15 protein-coding genes and 4 pseudogenes are annotated in these 16,639 nt (G+C 69.9%); 10 read left to right on the top strand and 9 right to left on the bottom strand.

The features are described 5' to 3' along the window. From J1C73_RS14525 to J1C73_RS14535, 3 genes are all read right to left on the bottom strand, one after another. The coding region (locus tag J1C73_RS14525; RefSeq protein WP_242644161.1) for a condensation domain-containing protein at positions 1-446 on the bottom strand (446 nt) is incomplete at its 3' end. Between the two features lie 168 nt (positions 447-614). Beyond that, positions 615-1,658 (bottom strand): iron-siderophore ABC transporter substrate-binding protein, encoded by a 1,044-nt coding sequence (locus J1C73_RS14530; RefSeq protein WP_207316742.1) that lies wholly within the window; start codon positions 1,656-1,658, stop codon positions 615-617. 144 nt (positions 1,659-1,802) lie between these two features. Then, a complete protein-coding gene (locus tag J1C73_RS14535) occupies positions 1,803-3,152 on the bottom strand; it encodes a lysine N(6)-hydroxylase/L-ornithine N(5)-oxygenase family protein (RefSeq protein WP_207316743.1) in 1,350 nt (449 codons plus the stop codon). A gap of 248 nt (positions 3,153-3,400) precedes the next feature. Here J1C73_RS14535 and J1C73_RS14540 point away from each other — a divergent pair, with 248 nt between their 5' ends. Both J1C73_RS14540 and J1C73_RS14545 read left to right on the top strand, forming a co-directional pair. Next, positions 3,401-4,348 carry a methionyl-tRNA formyltransferase gene (locus tag J1C73_RS14540; RefSeq protein ID WP_207316744.1) on the top strand — a complete coding sequence of 316 codons (948 nt, stop codon included), beginning with the start codon at positions 3,401-3,403 and terminating at the stop codon, positions 4,346-4,348. 83 nt (positions 4,349-4,431) lie between these two features. Further along, positions 4,432-4,839, top strand: coding sequence for a hypothetical protein (locus J1C73_RS14545; protein ID WP_207316745.1), 408 nt, complete (start codon positions 4,432-4,434; stop codon positions 4,837-4,839). 49 nt (positions 4,840-4,888) lie between these two features. Here the strand turns inward: J1C73_RS14545 and J1C73_RS14550 are convergent, their stop codons facing one another. Then, positions 4,889-5,071, bottom strand: a complete 183-nt coding sequence (locus J1C73_RS14550) for an NUDIX hydrolase (RefSeq protein ID WP_207316746.1) — start codon at positions 5,069-5,071, stop codon at positions 4,889-4,891. A 5-nt stretch (positions 5,072-5,076) separates the two neighbouring features. Next, positions 5,077-5,379, bottom strand: a pseudogene (locus J1C73_RS34845) (transposase); the annotation flags it as partial. Positions 5,380-5,455: 76 nt separating this feature from the next. On the opposite strand from J1C73_RS34845, the gene J1C73_RS14560 reads away from it, so the two are divergent. After that, positions 5,456-5,797 (top strand): class I SAM-dependent methyltransferase, encoded by a 342-nt coding sequence (locus tag J1C73_RS14560; RefSeq protein WP_207316747.1) that lies wholly within the window; start codon positions 5,456-5,458, stop codon positions 5,795-5,797. Between the two features lie 355 nt (positions 5,798-6,152). Here J1C73_RS14560 and J1C73_RS14565 read toward each other — a convergent pair whose 3' ends face one another. Further along, on the bottom strand, positions 6,153-7,034 hold the full coding sequence (locus J1C73_RS14565) for a hypothetical protein (protein ID WP_207316748.1): 882 nt from the start codon (positions 7,032-7,034) through the stop codon (positions 6,153-6,155). Beyond that, positions 7,031-7,393, bottom strand: coding sequence for a hypothetical protein (locus J1C73_RS14570; protein WP_207316749.1), 363 nt, complete (start codon positions 7,391-7,393; stop codon positions 7,031-7,033). The genes J1C73_RS14565 and J1C73_RS14570 overlap by 4 nt, the downstream gene beginning before the upstream one ends. An 81-nt stretch (positions 7,394-7,474) precedes the next feature. On the opposite strand from J1C73_RS14570, the gene J1C73_RS14575 reads away from it, so the two are divergent. Next, positions 7,475-8,425, top strand: a complete 951-nt coding sequence (locus J1C73_RS14575) for a hypothetical protein (RefSeq protein ID WP_207316750.1) — start codon at positions 7,475-7,477, stop codon at positions 8,423-8,425. After that, positions 8,422-11,619, top strand: coding sequence for a CHAT domain-containing protein (locus J1C73_RS35730; protein WP_207316751.1), 3,198 nt, complete (start codon positions 8,422-8,424; stop codon positions 11,617-11,619). Before J1C73_RS14575 ends, J1C73_RS35730 begins: the two co-directional genes overlap by 4 nt. 151 nt (positions 11,620-11,770) lie before the next feature. Here J1C73_RS35730 and J1C73_RS14585 read toward each other — a convergent pair whose 3' ends face one another. Together J1C73_RS14585 and J1C73_RS14590 are read right to left on the bottom strand one after the other, a co-directional pair. Further along, entirely contained in the window at positions 11,771-11,908 is a 138-nt protein-coding gene (locus tag J1C73_RS14585; RefSeq protein WP_207316752.1) for a hypothetical protein, read from the bottom strand. 349 nt (positions 11,909-12,257) lie between these two features. Next, the gene (locus tag J1C73_RS14590) at positions 12,258-13,058 is read right to left on the bottom strand and encodes a DUF6585 family protein (protein ID WP_207316753.1); all 801 of its coding nucleotides are present in this window, start codon (positions 13,056-13,058) and stop codon (positions 12,258-12,260) included. Positions 13,059-13,386: 328 nt separating this feature from the next. Here J1C73_RS14590 and J1C73_RS14595 point away from each other — a divergent pair, with 328 nt between their 5' ends. The 5 genes and pseudogenes from J1C73_RS14595 to J1C73_RS36010 form a co-directional block, all read left to right on the top strand. After that, the gene (locus J1C73_RS14595; RefSeq protein ID WP_207316754.1) at positions 13,387-13,536 is read left to right on the top strand and encodes a hypothetical protein; all 150 of its coding nucleotides are present in this window, start codon (positions 13,387-13,389) and stop codon (positions 13,534-13,536) included. A 72-nt stretch (positions 13,537-13,608) separates the two neighbouring features. Beyond that, a complete protein-coding gene (gene lplAB, locus J1C73_RS14600; protein ID WP_207316755.1) occupies positions 13,609-14,673 on the top strand; it encodes a lipoate-protein ligase LplAB in 1,065 nt (354 codons plus the stop codon). Between the two features lie 75 nt (positions 14,674-14,748). Then, positions 14,749-15,045, top strand: a pseudogene (locus tag J1C73_RS34855) (lipoate--protein ligase family protein); the annotation flags it as partial. Further along, positions 15,037-15,679 (top strand): annotated as a pseudogene (locus J1C73_RS36005) (carboxymuconolactone decarboxylase family protein); the annotation flags it as partial. The pseudogenes J1C73_RS34855 and J1C73_RS36005, both read left to right, overlap by 9 nt. A gap of 116 nt (positions 15,680-15,795) precedes the next feature. After that, positions 15,796-16,485, top strand: a pseudogene (locus J1C73_RS36010) (class I SAM-dependent methyltransferase); the annotation flags it as partial. Positions 16,486-16,639 lie beyond the last annotated feature (154 nt).

Raw genomic sequence — 16,639 nt, forward strand, 5'->3', positions numbered from 1 at the left:
GTGTACAGCTCGCCGGCCCGGCGGGTGATCAGCGTCACGCCCATGCCATCGAGAACGATGTGGTGATAGCGCTGGTACCAGCGGACCCGGTCGTCCGCGAGCCGGAGCAGCGCCTGGGCGAAGAGCGGTGCCCCGCCCAGGGCGACGGGCCGTTCGCGTTCGGCTGCCATCCAGTCGGCGACGGCCGCCTCGGGGTCCGGGGCATCGCGCAGGTCGACGACGGGCACCTCGACGGAGACGGCCGTGGGGGTCTGGCGCGGGCCGCCGTCCCCCGGGGTGAACTCGACGTGCAGGCAGTCGGCTTCCCCGACGGCCTGCCGGACCGCGGCGGCGAGCCGGCCGAGGTCGGTGTCGCCGCGCAGATCCAGGGCGAAGACGATGTTGTAGGCGGAGCTGTCCGGCTCGATCTGCTGGGCAAGCCAGATCCCGGCCTGCCCACCGGTCATGGGGATCCCGGCGGCGGATGTCCGGTCCGGCTCGGCGTCAAACATCGTACGAAATGGCCTTTCCCTGATGATGTGGGCAAGGAGAGGACGTCCCCTCCGACGGTGTGCCGGGCCGGCACACCGTCGGACGAGCACCTCTGTTCGGTCCTGTTGAGGCGGGGCGGTGCGCTACTTGACGGCCGTCAGCAGCGGCACGATCTCGTCGATCGCGTAGGGGATCGAGAGGACCGTGTTGAAGGAGAACGCGGCACCGATGTCCGGGCCCTGGTAGGGCACGAACAGGTCGCGCTTGTCCTTGCTGACCTTGAGGTTCTTGTAGAGCGGCTCGGCCTTGATCCGGTCGTTGGCGTCGGTGCTGGAGGTGACCCAGACCAGCCGGTCGACGTCGAGCACGTTCAGCTTCTCGGCGCTGAGTTCGGCGGCGTTCCAGCCCGGCTTGGCCAGCTTGTCGATCTCGGGCTTCAGCTTGAAGCCCAGCTCGGAGAAGAAGATCGACTTGGGGTCCGTCTTCGTGAACGCCGAGTACTTCCCCGCCTCGAAGCTGTCGGCGACGGCGAGGGTCTTCGTGGCGAACTCGGGGTGCGCGTCACGGACCTTCTCGAAGTCGGCGTCGATGCCCGTGATCAGCTTCTCGGCCTGCGCCTTCTTGCCCAGCGAGGTGCCGATCTGCCGGGTCATCACCTGCCACGAGGCCCCGTAGTCGGGCAGGTCCTTGGGCTGGGCGACGACCTTGGTGAACTTGGAGAGGGTGTCGTACTGCTCCTTCTTCATCCCCGAGTACTGGGCGATGACCAGGTCCGGCTTGAGCGCGGCGATCTTCTCCATGTTGTACTCGTCGCGCTCACCGACGATGTCCGGCGTGTCGGATCCCCACTTGTCCTTGGTCCAGGGCCACTTGCCGTACGGCTTCTCCTTGAACCAGTCCACCGAGCCGACGGGCTTGATGCCGAGCGCCAGGACCGCGTCCTGGTCCGAGAGGCCCAGGGTGACGATCCGCTCGGGCTCCGCCTCGATCGTCGTGCTGCCGTACTTGTGCTGGACGGTCACCGGGAAGGCGCCGGACTTGCCGCCCGCCTCGGCCGGGGCACTGGAACCGGCCTTGTCGTCGCCGCCCCCACAGGCGGCCAGAGCGACGGCCGCGACGGCCGCGACGGCCACTCGGGGAGCGAATCTGACGAACCGCGTCAGCGCGGGGCGTGTACCAGTGGACACGGATGTTCCTCTCAAGGGGTTTTCACTGTGCGTGCCGGGCCCGCCGCGCCGTACACGGGTACGACCGGCGGGCGTGGCGGTTCGTGGGGGGGCGGACCGATGACGGACCAGAACGGGGATGACCAGGAGACCGTGGCCGCCGGATCAGGGCGCGGCGACGCCGTCGGCGAGCGGGCGGGGCTCGTCCGAGGCGTTCTTCAGCCCGCGCTCGACGATCGAGTCGAGGATCTCGCCGACCCTGATCGCGGTGTTGGACAGCAGGGACGAGGTGATGCCGTGGGTGTGCTCGGTGCCGCCCTGGAGGTAGATGCCGCAGCGCAGTTCGTCGTCCGTCGCGATGCGGTAGTCGCGCTCGACCCGGACGCGGCCCTCCTCGTCGCGGTGGCAGTGCCGTGCGACGTCGCCGAGCAGGCCGAGGGGCTCGACCGGGCTGTACCCGGTGGCGAGGACCACGACATCGGCCTCCAGCGTGCTCTCCTCGCCGGTGACCAGGGACGTGACGGTGGCGCGGACCTTGTCCCCGGCCTCCTCGACGCCGGTCAGCCGGGAGATGTTGATGAAGTGCAGCCGTTCGGCGCCGAGCACCTTCTCCTGGTACGCCTGGCGGTACAGGTCGTCGATCAGATCGATGTCCACCACGGAGTAGTTGGTGTTGCCGTGGTAGCCCATCAGCTTGCGCTTGATGTCCTCCGGGGCGGTGAAGTACTCGTCGACCGCGTCCGGGTCGAAGATCCGGTTGGCGAAGCTGCTGTCGTCGGCCGGGCTGTAGCCGTAGCGGGAGAACACGGCGCAGACCTCGGCCCGCGGGAAGCGGCGGTGGAGGTACGCGACGTTCTCGGCGGCGCTCTGACCGGCGCCGACCACGACGAACCGGGTGGGGTCGGTGCCCTCCAGGGCGTCGACCTTGGCCAGCAGGTCGGAGTTGTGCCAGACCCGGTCCGTGCGCTCGACGCCCTCCGGCATCAGCGGGCGCAGCCCGGTGCCGACAACGAGGTTGCGGGCGCGGTGGACCACCGTCTCCGTGCCCGAGCGGGCCGTCACATCGACGTACTCCACCACTCCGTCACGCAGGACGGGCTCGACGGAGAGCACCTCGTGGCCGTACGAGACCATGTCGTCGACCTTCGCCGCGGCCCACTCGAAGTAGTCGTGGAACTCGACGCGGAGCGGGAAGAGGTTCTTGTGGTTGACGAAGTCGATCAGCCGGCCCCGGCTCTGCAGATAGCGCAGGAAGGTGTATTCGCTGGACGGGTCCCGCAGCGTCGCCAGGTCCTTGAGGAACGACACCTGCATCGTCGCGTCGTCGATCAGCATGCCGCGGTGCCAGCCGAAGGCCGGCTGGCGCTCGAAGAAGTGCGCCGTGACCGCCTCCTGCCTGCCGACTCGGGCGTTGTGCTCGCTCAGCGCGATCGCCATGGCCACATTGGACGGCCCGAAGCCGATTCCTATGAGGTCGTGGATCAGAGGTGCGTCGCCAGGATCAACCTGTGACATGTCACTCCCATCGTGCGGGACAGCCGCCTGTCAGGCGTGGACGAAAAGTACGGGACGCGGGCACACCGAGAGCGGCAGCCAGTCGAACTTAGGTAAAGCTAACCTGACTTAAGCGAACCTGTCGACCAGGCAAACCGGACAAATTACCAAGCGCCCTACCTAACACGTCTGAAATCAGGGCCCGTTGCGTCATTAGGTAAGGCTTGCTTTACTTGGCGTCGATCAGTCGCTCACCTGAGGAGGAACCCATGCGGGTCGCCATGTTCGGTTACCAGACCTGGGGCCACCGCACCCTGCAAGCCCTCCTGGACTCCGAGCACGACGTGGTGACAGTCGTGACGCACCCCAAGAGCGAGCACGCGTACGAGAAGATCTGGAGCGATTCGGTCGCGGACCTGGCCGAGGAGCACGGCGTCCCGGTGATCATCCGCAACCGGCCCGACGACGAGGAGCTGTTCCGGCTGCTCCAGGAGGCCGCCCCGGACATCATCGTCGCCAACAACTGGCGCACCTGGATCCCGCCGCGCATCTACAACCTGCCCCCGCACGGCACGCTGAACGTCCACGACTCGCTGCTGCCGAAGTACGCCGGCTTCTCGCCACTGATCTGGGCGCTCGTCAACGGCGAGACCGAAGTCGGCGTCACGGCCCACATGATGGACGAGGTGCTCGACGCCGGTGACATCGTGGACCAGCGCGCGGTGAAGGTGGAGCCCGCCGACACCTCCGTGGACCTGTTCCACAAGACCGTCGAACTGATCGCCCCGGTCACCATCGGCGCGCTGGACCTGATCGCCTCCGGGCAGACCGAGTTCACCCGGCAGGACCGCTCGCAGGCGACGTTCTTCCACAAGCGCGCCGAAGAGGACATCCGGATCAACTGGGACTGGCCCGCCGAGGTGCTGGAGCGCCTGGTCCGCGCCCAGACGTCGCCGTACCCGAACGCCTTCACCTTCCACCGAGGCAAGCGGCTGGAGGTGATGTCCGCCGTCGTGTCCGAGGGCCGCTACGGCGGAACGCCCGGCCGCGTCTTCTACCGCGAGGGCGAGGCAGTGGTGATCGTCGCCGGCGCCGACGCGCGCACGGGCCTCAACCACGGCCTCGCCATCACCCGGGTGCGGACCGAGGACGGCCGCGAACTGCCCGCGAGCGAGTACTTCACCTCCATGGGCGGATACCTCACCCCCCGCCCCTGAGCGCCGGAAGGACCCGGCCGGTACCGGACCGGCTGGGCCGCGGCCTGCAACGGACGGAGAACGAGAACCGGGTCAGGTCCGCGATGGACCGCCTCCTGCGCGGCGAGATCCCGCCCGGTGGCCGATGCGACATCAAGACCCTCGCCAGCGAAGCCGCGGTCGACCGCACCGCGTTCTACGGCACCCGCCCTTACGCTCACCTCCGTGTCGAGTTCGAACGACGGGTCCAGGCTCTGCAGGATGTCGGCGAGATCCCCGACCCTCGCGAGGCCCAGATCGCCCGGCTCAAGACAGAGAACAGCAAGCTCCGGGAACGGCTGGCCGCATCGGAGAAGACAGTCACGGAGCTCGCCGACTTCCGCGGCCAGGCCCTGGCCCGGCTCGCCGCCCAGCACGAGGAGATCGTCCGGCTCCGCGAAGCTGCCGCCGGGACCACCCAAGTCAGGTGCCTTCCAGCACCACGAACCACAGTGATCGGGTCCTGCAGCTGAAATGCCCGCTCCGACTCGATCGAGACGACCGCATCGCCAATCACTCGGCTCACAGTTCGCCCGCACCGCTACCGGATCCGGACTCCAGGTATCGGCGCAGAGCGTTCCGTCCTCCCGGAACGAAGAGCCGTTGATCGACGACCTCGCACAATTCGGCCTCTGTCAGCCAGCCCTGCCAGGCGATCTCGCCCGGGTCCGGGATCAGGGGTTCGGTCAGGTGTGTACACACCACAGGGGTCACCTCAGTAGAGCGAAGCCGGCCAGGCCGAACATCTGGCGCTTGAGCATCTGGATTCGGTTGACGTGTCCTTCAACGACGCCGGAGCTCCAGGGCACGGTGAGGCCGGCGGTGACGGCGTCGCGGTCACGGTCGATGCCTGCGGCGAGGGTGTGGAGGCTGGGGAGGTCGTCTCGCCGGACGGCGTCGAGCCACTGCGGAAGCCGGTCGCTCTGGCGCTCGGCGAAAATCTGAGCGAAGGACCGGACGTGACCCGCAAGGGCGTCGAGCTCGGGGCAGTTGACCAGGACTGCCTTGAGCTGTTCGGTCCCGGTGAGGGATTCTGCCGAGGACGCGCTCCCGTACAGCTGCGCGTCGAAGCCCGACGTGGTGTTCTTCATGCTCGTCCAGCTGCAGCTCGAAGAGGGCAACCGCGTGTTCGAGATCGGCGCGGGCACGGGCGTGAACGCCGCATACATGCGGCGCCTCGTAGGCGCCTCCGGGCTCGTCGTCACGGGGGACATCGACGGCGACGTCACCGCGTACGCCCGCAAGACACTCGACGCGACCGGGTTCCGCGACGTCGATGTCATCACCCGGGACGGGGTGCTCGGCGCGGAGGAACGTACCCCGTTCGACCGCATCATCGCGACCGTCAGGGTCTGGACCCTTCCCCCGCCATGCAGAACCAGCTCAGGGACGGCGGCAGGCTGGTACTCCCTCTGCGGTGGCGAGGCCTGACCCGATGCGTCGCATTCGTGCGACAGCCCGAACGGCTCCTGTCCGACTCCGTGGATGTGCGGTTTCCTGCCCATGATCGGCCAGGACGGTGAGCGCACGGGTTACGTCGATGAAGAGCACCTGATCCGTCTGTTCTGGGATGACGGCCAGGCCATCGACCCCGCCGCGTTGAGGACGTCCGTCTCCCAGCCGGGAACGGTCGCCTGGACCAAAGCGAGTGTCGGGCCTGTCGAGTCGTTCGACGGCATCTGGCTGCGTCTGTCGGCCAGGCTAAGAACCCCGCCCCCTCGCGCGGTCCTCCCGGTCTCACAACGGCACGAGGATTCCGGCGGCCGAGGGTGGCACTCGTGCCCTCTCACGAAGACTTGCGGAACCGTTCCACCAGCACCCGCCCGATGGGTGGCGTCAGCCGCTGGTCAGAGACCGGCACGCCGAGTGCCGCGGCGAGTTCGGGGCCGTGGACGTCCACCACCGCCTCGACCAGCTCGGCAAGCGTGTCGAATGCCGCCCGGGTCCGCCGCCAAGCCGTCACTCCGATCACCGCGCCGACGGCCACGGCTGGCCACCACAACAGACCGAGCAGCGCGTACAGAACCCCCCATCCGGCCAGCAGCGTCGTGGCGGTCAGCCGCTCGCGGGCCGCTTGCACGGCCGTACGGGAGGAATCCGGGAGCACCAGCCACAGCCGGGGCCAGGAGACGGTGAGGTCGAGCCCATACTCCTGCCAGATCCGAGAGTCGGCGGCCCGCAGTCGGTCGGCCATCCAGGTAGGGGCCGAGGGCCGCCGGAGTCCGATCCGGTTGCGGCGGGCCGTACGGGCGTCCAGCTCGGCGCCTGTGGTGCCGTCCCGGAGCCGGTCGGCGGCGTCCCAGGCGCGGGCCCGCCGGTCGGTCAGGGGGCGCGCGAGCCGTTCTGCCCAGTCGGGCCACGGCCCCGCCCACACCCGGTCCACCACCGCTCCGGCCGCCTGCGCCGCGAGGCCGGATGCGCCCGCGGCGACCAGGACGGCGGTCAGCAGGAGGGCGACGGACAGCCACGAGGACGCGGACGGCGTCGCGACCGCTCCGGTAATCGGCGCCACCGCGCGGCGCACCGCACGCCCGGCCTCGTCCAACCGTGCTCCACCGAGCGCGGCGGCCGACAGCGCCGCGCCGAGGTACAGCAGGCCGGGCAGGACGAGTAGCGCCACCAGCCGTTCGGCGAGTCGGCGGCCCAGTTCCGACAGGACACCGTTCATCGCCCGTCCGGCACGAACCGCAGCGCCTCGCGGTACACATGGCAGACCGGCAGCTCGTCCCCGGGGCGTCGCTCGTCGACCCGCAGACACCTGCGGCGCGGGCAGAGGTACGAACCTGTCACCACGTGCGGGGTGCCGCGCACCGGCGCCGTCGTGGCCCCTGCGTCCCGGCCGGTGAGGGGGCCGGTGTCTCCGTCCACCGCGATCCCGAGCTGCCGCAACAGCGGAGCTACCGGCTCGCCCTCGCGCAGCGCGTGCTCGACCCGGTCGAGCAGCGCGAGCTGCCGGGGCGTGCGGCGCAGCGCCGCACGCAGTTCAGGCAACTCGGCACAAAATAGCCCTAGTTCGTCCGCTGCCATCAGTTATGTCCCCGCCCACTCGCACCACGCTGCGCATCTGAAGCCTGTTCAGAAAGTAGATGTGATCGTACCCTTGGGGCCATGGCGCTCTTCCGGAAATCCAGGGACAGCCGGTCTTTCGCCCCGTCATGGTGTGCCTGGTTCGGTCCCGGGGAGTGGGCCGCCTTCCAGGAACTGGTCCGTGAGCGCCTCGTACCCGACTACGCCAGACAACAGGCCCTCTCCCGGAGCTTGCCGGGAGGTCCGGCCTCGGAGATGGACCTCGCGCACCTGGCCGAAACACTACGGGACCAGCCGCGCGAGCGGTGGTCCACGACGGTGACGGAGTACGAGCTCTGGTGGGAGGACCGGGCGCGTGAGGCGCAGGCCCTGGCGGTGCTGCCCTTCGAGCGGGCTCGGGGTGCGCTGCTGCCCGCGGTGCGCCTCGTACAGGAGTCAGACCGCCCGGACGAGATGACCCGCGCCCTCGGCGACCATCTGCTCGCGGAAGTCCGGCTCATTGGCGAGCGCTCGGTCCTGACCGTCGACACCGAGCAGACCCGTCAGTGGGACGTGTCTCCCGCCGACGTGTGGTCGCTCGCACTGGCCAACCTCCGGCGCCAGCCTTGCGAGGTACACGACATGGGTCCCGACGGTTCTCCGGTCCTTGTGGTGCTCGGCAGTGGCGAGCACACGGCCGCGCATCTTCTGCGGCTGGACGAACTGGCCGGCCGCCCGGCGTTGTATGGCGTCCTGGTGGTGGCGCCGCGCACCGACGCCCTGGCGTTCTGGGTCGTGACCGGCATGAACGTCGTCACGGCCGGCCCGGCCCTGCAGAAGTTCAGCGCCAGTCTCCGCGACCGCGCCGAGCCAGAACAGCGGCTGAGCGACGAAGTGTACTGGTGGTCCGACGGCCTGCTGGAGCACATCGTCATGGCGGACCTGGAGGCCGGCATGACGCGCGGCCTGGGCACACCGGACCGGCCGCACACGATCCAGGGAACCCCGCGGTTCCTCGATATGCTCCACCGCATGGCCCCGCCCCAGCAGTGACACGGGACAAGCGGGCAGCGAGGTCCGCCGTACGGAACCGCATCGACGCCTTCCTGCGCACTGGCGACGACGAACTGCTGCTCAGCCGGGACGCCACCAGCGAGGGCACCCGTCTGGTCATCGTGGGGCTGGAGAACCGCTTCGGACGGCCCGATCCTGCCGCCTTCCTGACGTTGGGCCTGCTGCGCTGGCACACCCACCTCGCGCTGCTGAGGCGCGGCAGGGGCGAATGCGCCGAATCCGTCTACGAGAACGCGCTGTCCCTCCTCGCCGTCGCCCACCGGCACCGCATGAGGGACATTCCCGGGCCAGTGGCCGAGCTGTTCCGTCGTACGGCCGCGGTACGGCGTGACCCGCAGGGTGCCCTGTTCCTGGCATCGCGGCGGCTGATGGTCGTGGCATCGGCCTCGATCTCCGACCGGGAGCAGGACGACCTGCCGGACGACCACCGGTCTCCGCCGGACACCACGGGCCTCACCGTGGACGACCTGATCGACACCCTCTACCACGTACTGGCGGTCACCACCGCCTACACCGACACCCACTACACCGCTGGCACCATCCTGAACACCGCGCTGCTCCTGCGCGGCCACCGCGCCGACCTCGACAGGGCCATCGGTAGACTGCGCCGGACCGTCTCGGATCCGAACACCCCGCCCGACAACCGCGTGGGGGCCCGCCGGATCCTGGGCGAGGCTCTGTACCTGCGCGGTACGTGGACGGACGACCCGGATGAGCTGGACGAGGCCATCACCCTGCTGCGGGAGCCCATCGACAGTGTGCCTGGCGACCACCCCAGCCTACCCGCGCGCTGGGCCCTGCTCGCCGACGCCCACTACGCCCGGCATCTGGCCGCTCCGGACGCGGGCACGCTGGGCGAGGCGATCACGGCCGTACGGACCGCGATCCGGGTCGGCCAAGCGCTGGGCCACCACCCCCGCGTCGGGCATCTGACCCAGCTGAGCAGCATGCTGAACCAACGCCACCAGTCCTTGTCCGACGCCGATTCCCTGCACGAATCCGTGGCGCACGCCCGCGAGGCCATGGCCCTGGCCGAGGGCGATCCGCTGCTGCTGTCCGACGCCCGGCCGGCCCTCGCCCATGCCCTGCTGGCCCGGCATCAGTACGACGGCTGGCTGGGCGACGTCCTCGATGCGGTGGAACTCCTCCGTGAACAGGCCGCCGCCGCGGGCGCACCACCGCCCTCGCGCGAGAAGGACCCCCGACAGGACCTCGCCGTGGCACTCGTCATGGCGTACCGGGCGGATCTCGATCTGCACAAAGAACATCCGGGCGGTGCCGCGGCCGTCGATCCGTCGTGGCTGCGGGAGGCGATCGGCCTGTTGCGGCAGGTGCTGGCGGACCAGGATACTTGTGACCGCGACACCGGTGACCGCACCGGGACCCTGAGCAACCTGGGCGCTGCCCTCGCCACCTGGCATGAGCGGCCGGACACGCCCGACGTCCTCGACGAGGTCGTCGACACCTACCGCCGTGCGGTGGCCGAACCGGACCTGCCCACCACGCGGATCGCCTCCCTCCGCAACCTCGCCCACGCGCTCGCCCAGCGCTCCTGTGAACGCGGGGACGCCGCCGCGCTACGCGAGGCGATCGACGTGCTGCGCACCGCAACGTCGACGCCTGGCGCGACAAGCATGCAGCGAATTGCGGGCTCGGCCCAGTGGGCGGAGTGGGCGGCCTCGACCGGGGACTGGCCGACGGCCGTGGACGGTTATCGCGCGGCCATCGGCCGGCTGCCGGAGCTTGTCCCGGGCCATCTGCGCCGTGCCGACCAGGAAAGGCTGCTGGCCGGGCGGTTCTGGCTGGCCAGCGACGCCGCGGCGGCCGCGCTGGAGGCGGGGCGGCCGGACACGGCACTGGAAATGCTGGAGCACGGACGTTCCGTACTGCTCTCCGCCGCCCTCGACGCGGACCGCGAACTCACCGAACTCCACTCGGCGGCACCCACATGGGCAGCCGAACTAACGGCGGTGCGGCAGGCGCTGAGCGAGCCCGACCCCGACCCGGACAGCAGGCACGCGCTAGGACTGCGCATGGAGCGGACTCTACGCGAGATCCGCCGCCGGCCCGGGTTCGAGGACTTCCTCGCCGCCCCACGGGCCGACCGGCTGCGGGCCCGTGCCGCGCGGCTGGGCCCCGTAGTCACCGTGAACGTGAGCCGGTACCGCTGCGACGCCCTGCTGCTGAAGGGCGGCAGCCTGCGCGTGGTGCCGCTGCCCGATCTGGAGCCCGGTGAACTCGACCGGCGGGCCGCGGAGTTCGCCCTGGCGGTGACCGCTGCGGAGAATCCGCACGCCGGGCTGGTGCAACGCCTTGAGGCCCAGGCCACGGTGCGGGAGACGCTCAGCTGGCTTTGGGACGCGGTGGCGGAGCCCGTACTGCAGGACTTCGGGTACACCGGCCTGCCCCCGGACGGCGGGCCCTGGCCGCGGGTGTGGTGGTCGCCGACGGGTGCGCTGAACGCCCTTCCCCTGCACGCGGCCGGGCGTTGGGCGGACGAGGAGACGCGGCCCGGCGACACGGTGCTGGACCGGGTTGTCTCGTCGTACGCCCCCACGATCCGCGCGTTGCCGACGGACCTCGACCACCGGGTGAGCCGGGCGGACGGCCCGCCCTTGGTCGTGGCCGTACCCGACACCCCGGGGCACATGCCGCTGCCCGCCACCCTGGCCGAGGCCACCGCGCTCGGCTCCGCCTCGGGAGCGCGGCTCCTGCTGGGTCCACGGGCCACACGAGCCGCCGTGGCCGAGGCACTGCCGTCCAGCCGCTGGGCGCACTTCGCATGCCACGCGCACCACGATCCGGTCAACCCGTCAGGCAGTCATCTGGTCCTGCACGACCAGCCATTGATGGTCACCGACCTGCACCGGCTGCGGGCCTCGCGCGCCGGCCTCGCCTATCTGTCGGCCTGCTCGACGGCCCGCAGCGCGGGCAAGTTCACCGGCGAGTCCCTGCATCTCGGTTCGGCGTTCCGGCTCGTCGGGTTCCGTGACGTGATCGCCACTTTGTGGCAGGTCCACGACCAGACTGCGGCGGACCTGGCACGCGCCTTCTACGCCGGATACGGGACCAGTGGCGCGGCCCTCGCTCTCCACCAGGCGGTCCGTGCGGTCCGCGACGCCGATCCACTGCTCCCGACCCGTTGGGCAGCCCACATCCACACAGGGCCGTGATCAGTTTCCTCCTCCAAGCTTGTCGTCCAATGCCGCTGGTCACTCGGCGGCCCGAGCAGGAACTGAGCAAGGCCGGCATCGCCACGTCCATGCTCCGCTTCCTCGCGGCCTGCCATCACGGCCGACGCATCCACGTCATCGCGGACGCCGCCTACCACGGACGGGCCCTGCGCGACCTGCCCGCCACCTGCACCACCTCGTCGTCCACCTCGCTGCCGGTGGTAAGCAGTTCTTCGACGGCCAGGCCCAGGTACCCGGTGTGCCAGCAGACCACCGTGTTCGTCACCACGCGCTCGTTCTGCTGCTCGGGCTGCGACGGGCGACCTCTCGCTCGCGGGCGTACTGCAGCTGGCGGCGCAGGCCGTGCAGGCACTCGCCCGTCCAGGGCAGTGTCAACTACCCCAGATCCGCAGCGCGGGAATCGAGCTGCGTAAGACCGGGGCCGCCGGTGGCTACCCGCGCTTCACCATGGTCTCCACCCGGCTCGCCGACAACCGACGGCATCGAACGCCACTTGATCCCGTTGTCACAATGCCGTTGTTTGAGAGGTGCAAGTAGTTCCTCTCCCAAGCACGGTGACCGCCGGGGTGCTGGTTCGTTGATCCAGACCTGCTGCCGGAGCGCCGGCCTTCGCCGGATCAGGCCGGATCGTCTGGTCGCGGCCGTTTCCCGGCCGCCTCCTGGCGCATCCTTGCGGCGAGGGCCAGGAAGACCGAAAGATTCTGGACCATCTCTACGGGGAGCCTGGCCCACGGCTTTCCCTCGCCGTGCCGATGGATCTCCAGCCAGCCTTGTTTCACCGTGACCCGGTCGACCTCGCGCCAGCCGAGCCGGTGGTCGAGGTACCCGACACCGGCGGGATCGAGGTGGGCCCCGAAGAAGTCGACCCGTTCGCCCGCCTTCAGCCGGTCCCTGTCCTGCGGCAGCCGTACGCGCGTGAATGTCTTGTCCAGTTCGTCGATGAACCGTGCGACCCCCTTGTACGCGTCGGTCACCGTGATCTCGGCGCCCTCACGGGGACGCACCCAGAGTTCGTGTGTGGTGACGCTGGTGATCCCGTTCGTCACTTTGGTGCTGCTCCGCCGAATGCCGTCGATCTCGTCCCATGAGTACGCCTCCGGCACGTGCCCGGCGACCTCCCGGACGATGCCGTGCTGGTAGTGACCTACCCAGACCTGCGCCTGCCGTCTCGTGAGCGCGAGGAAGAGGAAATACCCGGCTGCGGCGACTAGGACGGTCCCCAAGATGAGCAGCGGCAGCCCGTAGTACCAGGCGCCGTGGCTCCGCTGGCCCTCCACTGCGGCCGAAATCCCCATCCAGAGCACCGGCAGTCCGACCAGTGTCGGCAGCAGCACCACGATCCACGGGAAGCGCTTGGGCTCGGTCCACACCAGCTCCTGGCGCGACCCGAGTTCGAAGTCCCGCGCGACTCTGCGCATGGTGGGTGGAACAGGAGTGGAACCACGATCCGACACAAGCCCCCCAAGGCCAGACAGCGGAGGGCCATTATCGGGGAGAGGAGCCCCTAGGGGAAGAGCGTCCCGGCCCGGCGCATCGGTTATGCGGACGGTCCCGCGCCCTCGGGCCGGGACGGTCCCCCGCTCTCGTCGCCGCCCACGGCCCTACGACGTCCCGCTGCGCTCGCTCGGCAAAGCAGACGCCCGCGCCATGCCATCGACGATGCCGGTCCCCTCTCTGCCAGCCTTGGGTGAGACATCACGTTCTGCGGGGTTAGCCTGAGAGCGCGCGACAAGAGAACCGTCCCTTATGCCAAGCACCGAGCCCGTCGGGTCCGACCCGGCGCCGAGGCCGAAGCGCCGCACTTTCACCTCGGAGTACAAACTGCGGATCGTCGCCGAGTACGACGCCCCGCCCAGGAACGAGAAGGGTGCGGTCCTGCGCCGGGAACGCCTCTAGCGCAAGCATTAAAGTGCGATGCGAGGTATGTGCGCGTCCATCCCGTGCCGCGCACTGGAAGGGAACGAAGCCGTGCATGGAGAATATAAGGTGCCCGGCGGCAAACTTGTCGTCGTAGACCTGGACGTCGACGAAGGTGTACTACGCAACGTACGCGTCGCCGGGGACTTCTTCCTGGAGCCCGGCGAGGCAATCCTCTCGATGGACAGGGCCCTGGAGGGTGCCCTGTCCTCAACGGACGCCACAGGCCTGGCGGCCCGGATCACGGCGGGGCTGCCGGAGTCGACCGTCATGCTCGGGCTGACCGCGGAGGGCGTCGGCATCGCTGTTCGGCGAGCGCTGGCCCATGCAACCGAGTGGAGCGACTACGACTGGCAGTTGGTGCACACGGCAGCGCAGGCCCCGGCCCTGCACATGGCACTGGACGAGGTCCTCACCACCGAGGTGGCCGCCGGGCGGCGGGCTCCCACGCTGCGGGTCTGGGAATGGGCCTCGCCTGCTGTGGTCATCGGCAGCTTCCAGTCACTGCGCAATGAGGTGGACCCCGAGGGGGCGGCAAAGCACGGGATGGCCGTGGTACGCCGCATTTCTGGTGGTGGGGCCATGTTCGTCGAGCCCATGAGTACCATCACGTACTCCCTGTCCGTGCCGGAGTCGCTGGTCTCCGGCCTCTCCTTCGCCGACAGCTACGCCTACCTCGACGACTGGGTGCTGGGCGCCCTCGGCGACATGGGTATCAAAGCCTGGTACCAGCCGCTCAACGACATCGCGACCGATGCCGGAAAGATCGCCGGCGCCGCTCAGAAGCGGATCGTCGGTTCTGATGGTGGCCCTGGGGCCGTCCTGCATCACGTGACGATGTCGTATGACATCGACGCCGACAAGATGCTGGAGGTACTACGGATCGGCAAGGAGAAGCTCTCCGACAAGGGCACCAAGAGCGCCAAGAAGCGCGTCGACCCGCTCCGCCGTCAGACCGGCCTCGCCCGGGAACAGGTGATCGAGAACATGATCGCCTCCTTCCGCAACCGCTACGGGCTGACCACCGGCGACGTCACAGCGGAAGAGATGGCCCAGGCAGAGGAGCTGGTGCGGACGAAGTTCGCCACCGAGGAGTGGACCGCCCGGGTGCCGTAAGCACCCCGCCGGATGCCGAGTGGCATCCGGCGGGATCAAGCACTTGCCCGTGATCACGCAGGCTCGTAGTGTCTTGGCCGTCCGACCTTCGTGGAGCCGGGCAACACCATCACGTACTCCCTCTCCGTCCCCGACTCCCTCGTCTCCGGGCTCTCCTTCGCCGACAGCTACGCCTACCTGGACGACTGGGTGCTCGAAGCCCTCGGCGACATGGGCATCAAGGCCTGGTACCAGCCGCTGAACGGCATCGCGACCGATGTCGGAAAGATCGCCGGGGCGGCGCAGAAGCGTGTCGTGGGCCGCGACGGCGGGCCGGGCGCGGTGCTGCACCACGTGACGATGTCCTACGACATCGACGCCGACGAGGTGGTGGCGGCCGGGGTGTCGCTCGCCAACCGCTGCCCGTTCTGCGTGGACGCGCACACCGTGCTGCTGCACGCCACCGGTGACCACCGGCTGGCCGAGACGATCGCCCGCGGCGGACAGCCCGAGGACCCGGCCCGTCGTCAACTGCTGTACTGGGGAAAGGACATGAGCACCGCGCAGCCGTTCCCGTCGGCCGATGCGCCCGAGATCATCGGGACGGCGCTCTCCTTCCACTTCATCAACCGCATCGTCTCCGCGCTGCTGACCGAGAGCATGCTGCCCTGCGGCCTCCAGAAGCTCCGTGCCGTACGGAGCGCGGCGGGCCGCAGACTGGCCCGGACCGTGCGCCAGGAGCTGACGACGGGGCTGAGCCTGCCCGTACGGGAATCGGTGGCGGCCTGGGACGGGGTCACGCCGCTCCCGCTGCACGCGGTGCTGCCGGACCGGGCGGAGCGGCAGCACCCGGCTGGCCCTGCTCGCGGCACGTGCCCCGTACCGGATCACGGACGAGGACGTGGCTGCCTGGCTGGTACCGCCGTTCACCGATCACTGCCTGGCCCATCTGATCGCGTACGGCGCCGGCTGCGCCGTCGGACGCGTCGAGGCCACCCTGACCACACAGACGAAGGAGCTCGCGTGAAGGTCGCCGAAGCATGGAACGGACCGGTCGGAGAGCACTGGGCCGCACACCCGGACCGCTACAACGCGATGCTGGAGGCCTTCGACGCACCACTGTTCGACGCGGCTTCGATCGGCGCCTCGGACCGGGTGCTGGACATCGGCTGCGGCAGCGGGCTCACGACCCGGACGGCCGCCCGGCTGGCTCCGGAAGGCCGTGTCACTGGTGTCGACATCTCGGGGCCGCTGGTCGAACGGGCCCGCGAGCTCACCGACGACGACCGGTTCCCCGCCGTCACCTACCGGCTGGCCGATGCGCAGACCTGCCCGTTCGAGCCCGGCGGGTACGACCTGGCGATCAGCCGGGGCGGGGTGATGTTCTTCGCCGACGCCGTCGCCGCCTTCACGAACATCGCCGCCGCGCTGCGGCCGGGCGGCCGACTGGTGTTCGTCTGCCCGCAGCCCGCGTCGCCGGGCGGCGAGGAGCGCGAGGCGCTGGGCCTGCTGGCCTCGTTGCTGGGCGAGGACCATACCCAGGAGAACGCGCCGGCCACGGCGATGGCCTCGCTCTCACAACCGGACCACCTGCACGAGGTGCTGGGGGCGGCGGGTTTCACGGACATCGAGGTGACCGGCGTCGGAGCGGACTCCGTCTGGGGGAAGGACGCGGCCGACGCGGTGGACTTCTTCGTCTCACGCGCCCCCGGCCGCACCGTCTCCGAGGCCACGCGCGCGGCGATGGCCCGCGCGCTGCTGCCGCACGAGACCCCGCGCGGGGTGCTGCTGCGCGCGGGGGTGTGGGTGGTCGGCGCCCGCCGCCCGGAGTGAGGGGCACGCCGTGCGCGGTGAGCGCTACGGGGCGGCCGGCGGGCGGTGTTCGTACCAGCGCCGGTCGGCCTCCAGCTGGGCGGCCAGCGAGATCAGCCGTTCCTCACTGCGGGAGGGACCGAGCAGCTGCGCGCCGACGGGGAGGCCGTCGGAG

It is taken from the genome of Streptomyces laculatispora (genome assembly GCF_017353455.1).
In the GTDB taxonomy this organism is placed as follows: domain Bacteria; phylum Actinomycetota; class Actinomycetes; order Streptomycetales; family Streptomycetaceae; genus Streptomyces; species Streptomyces laculatispora.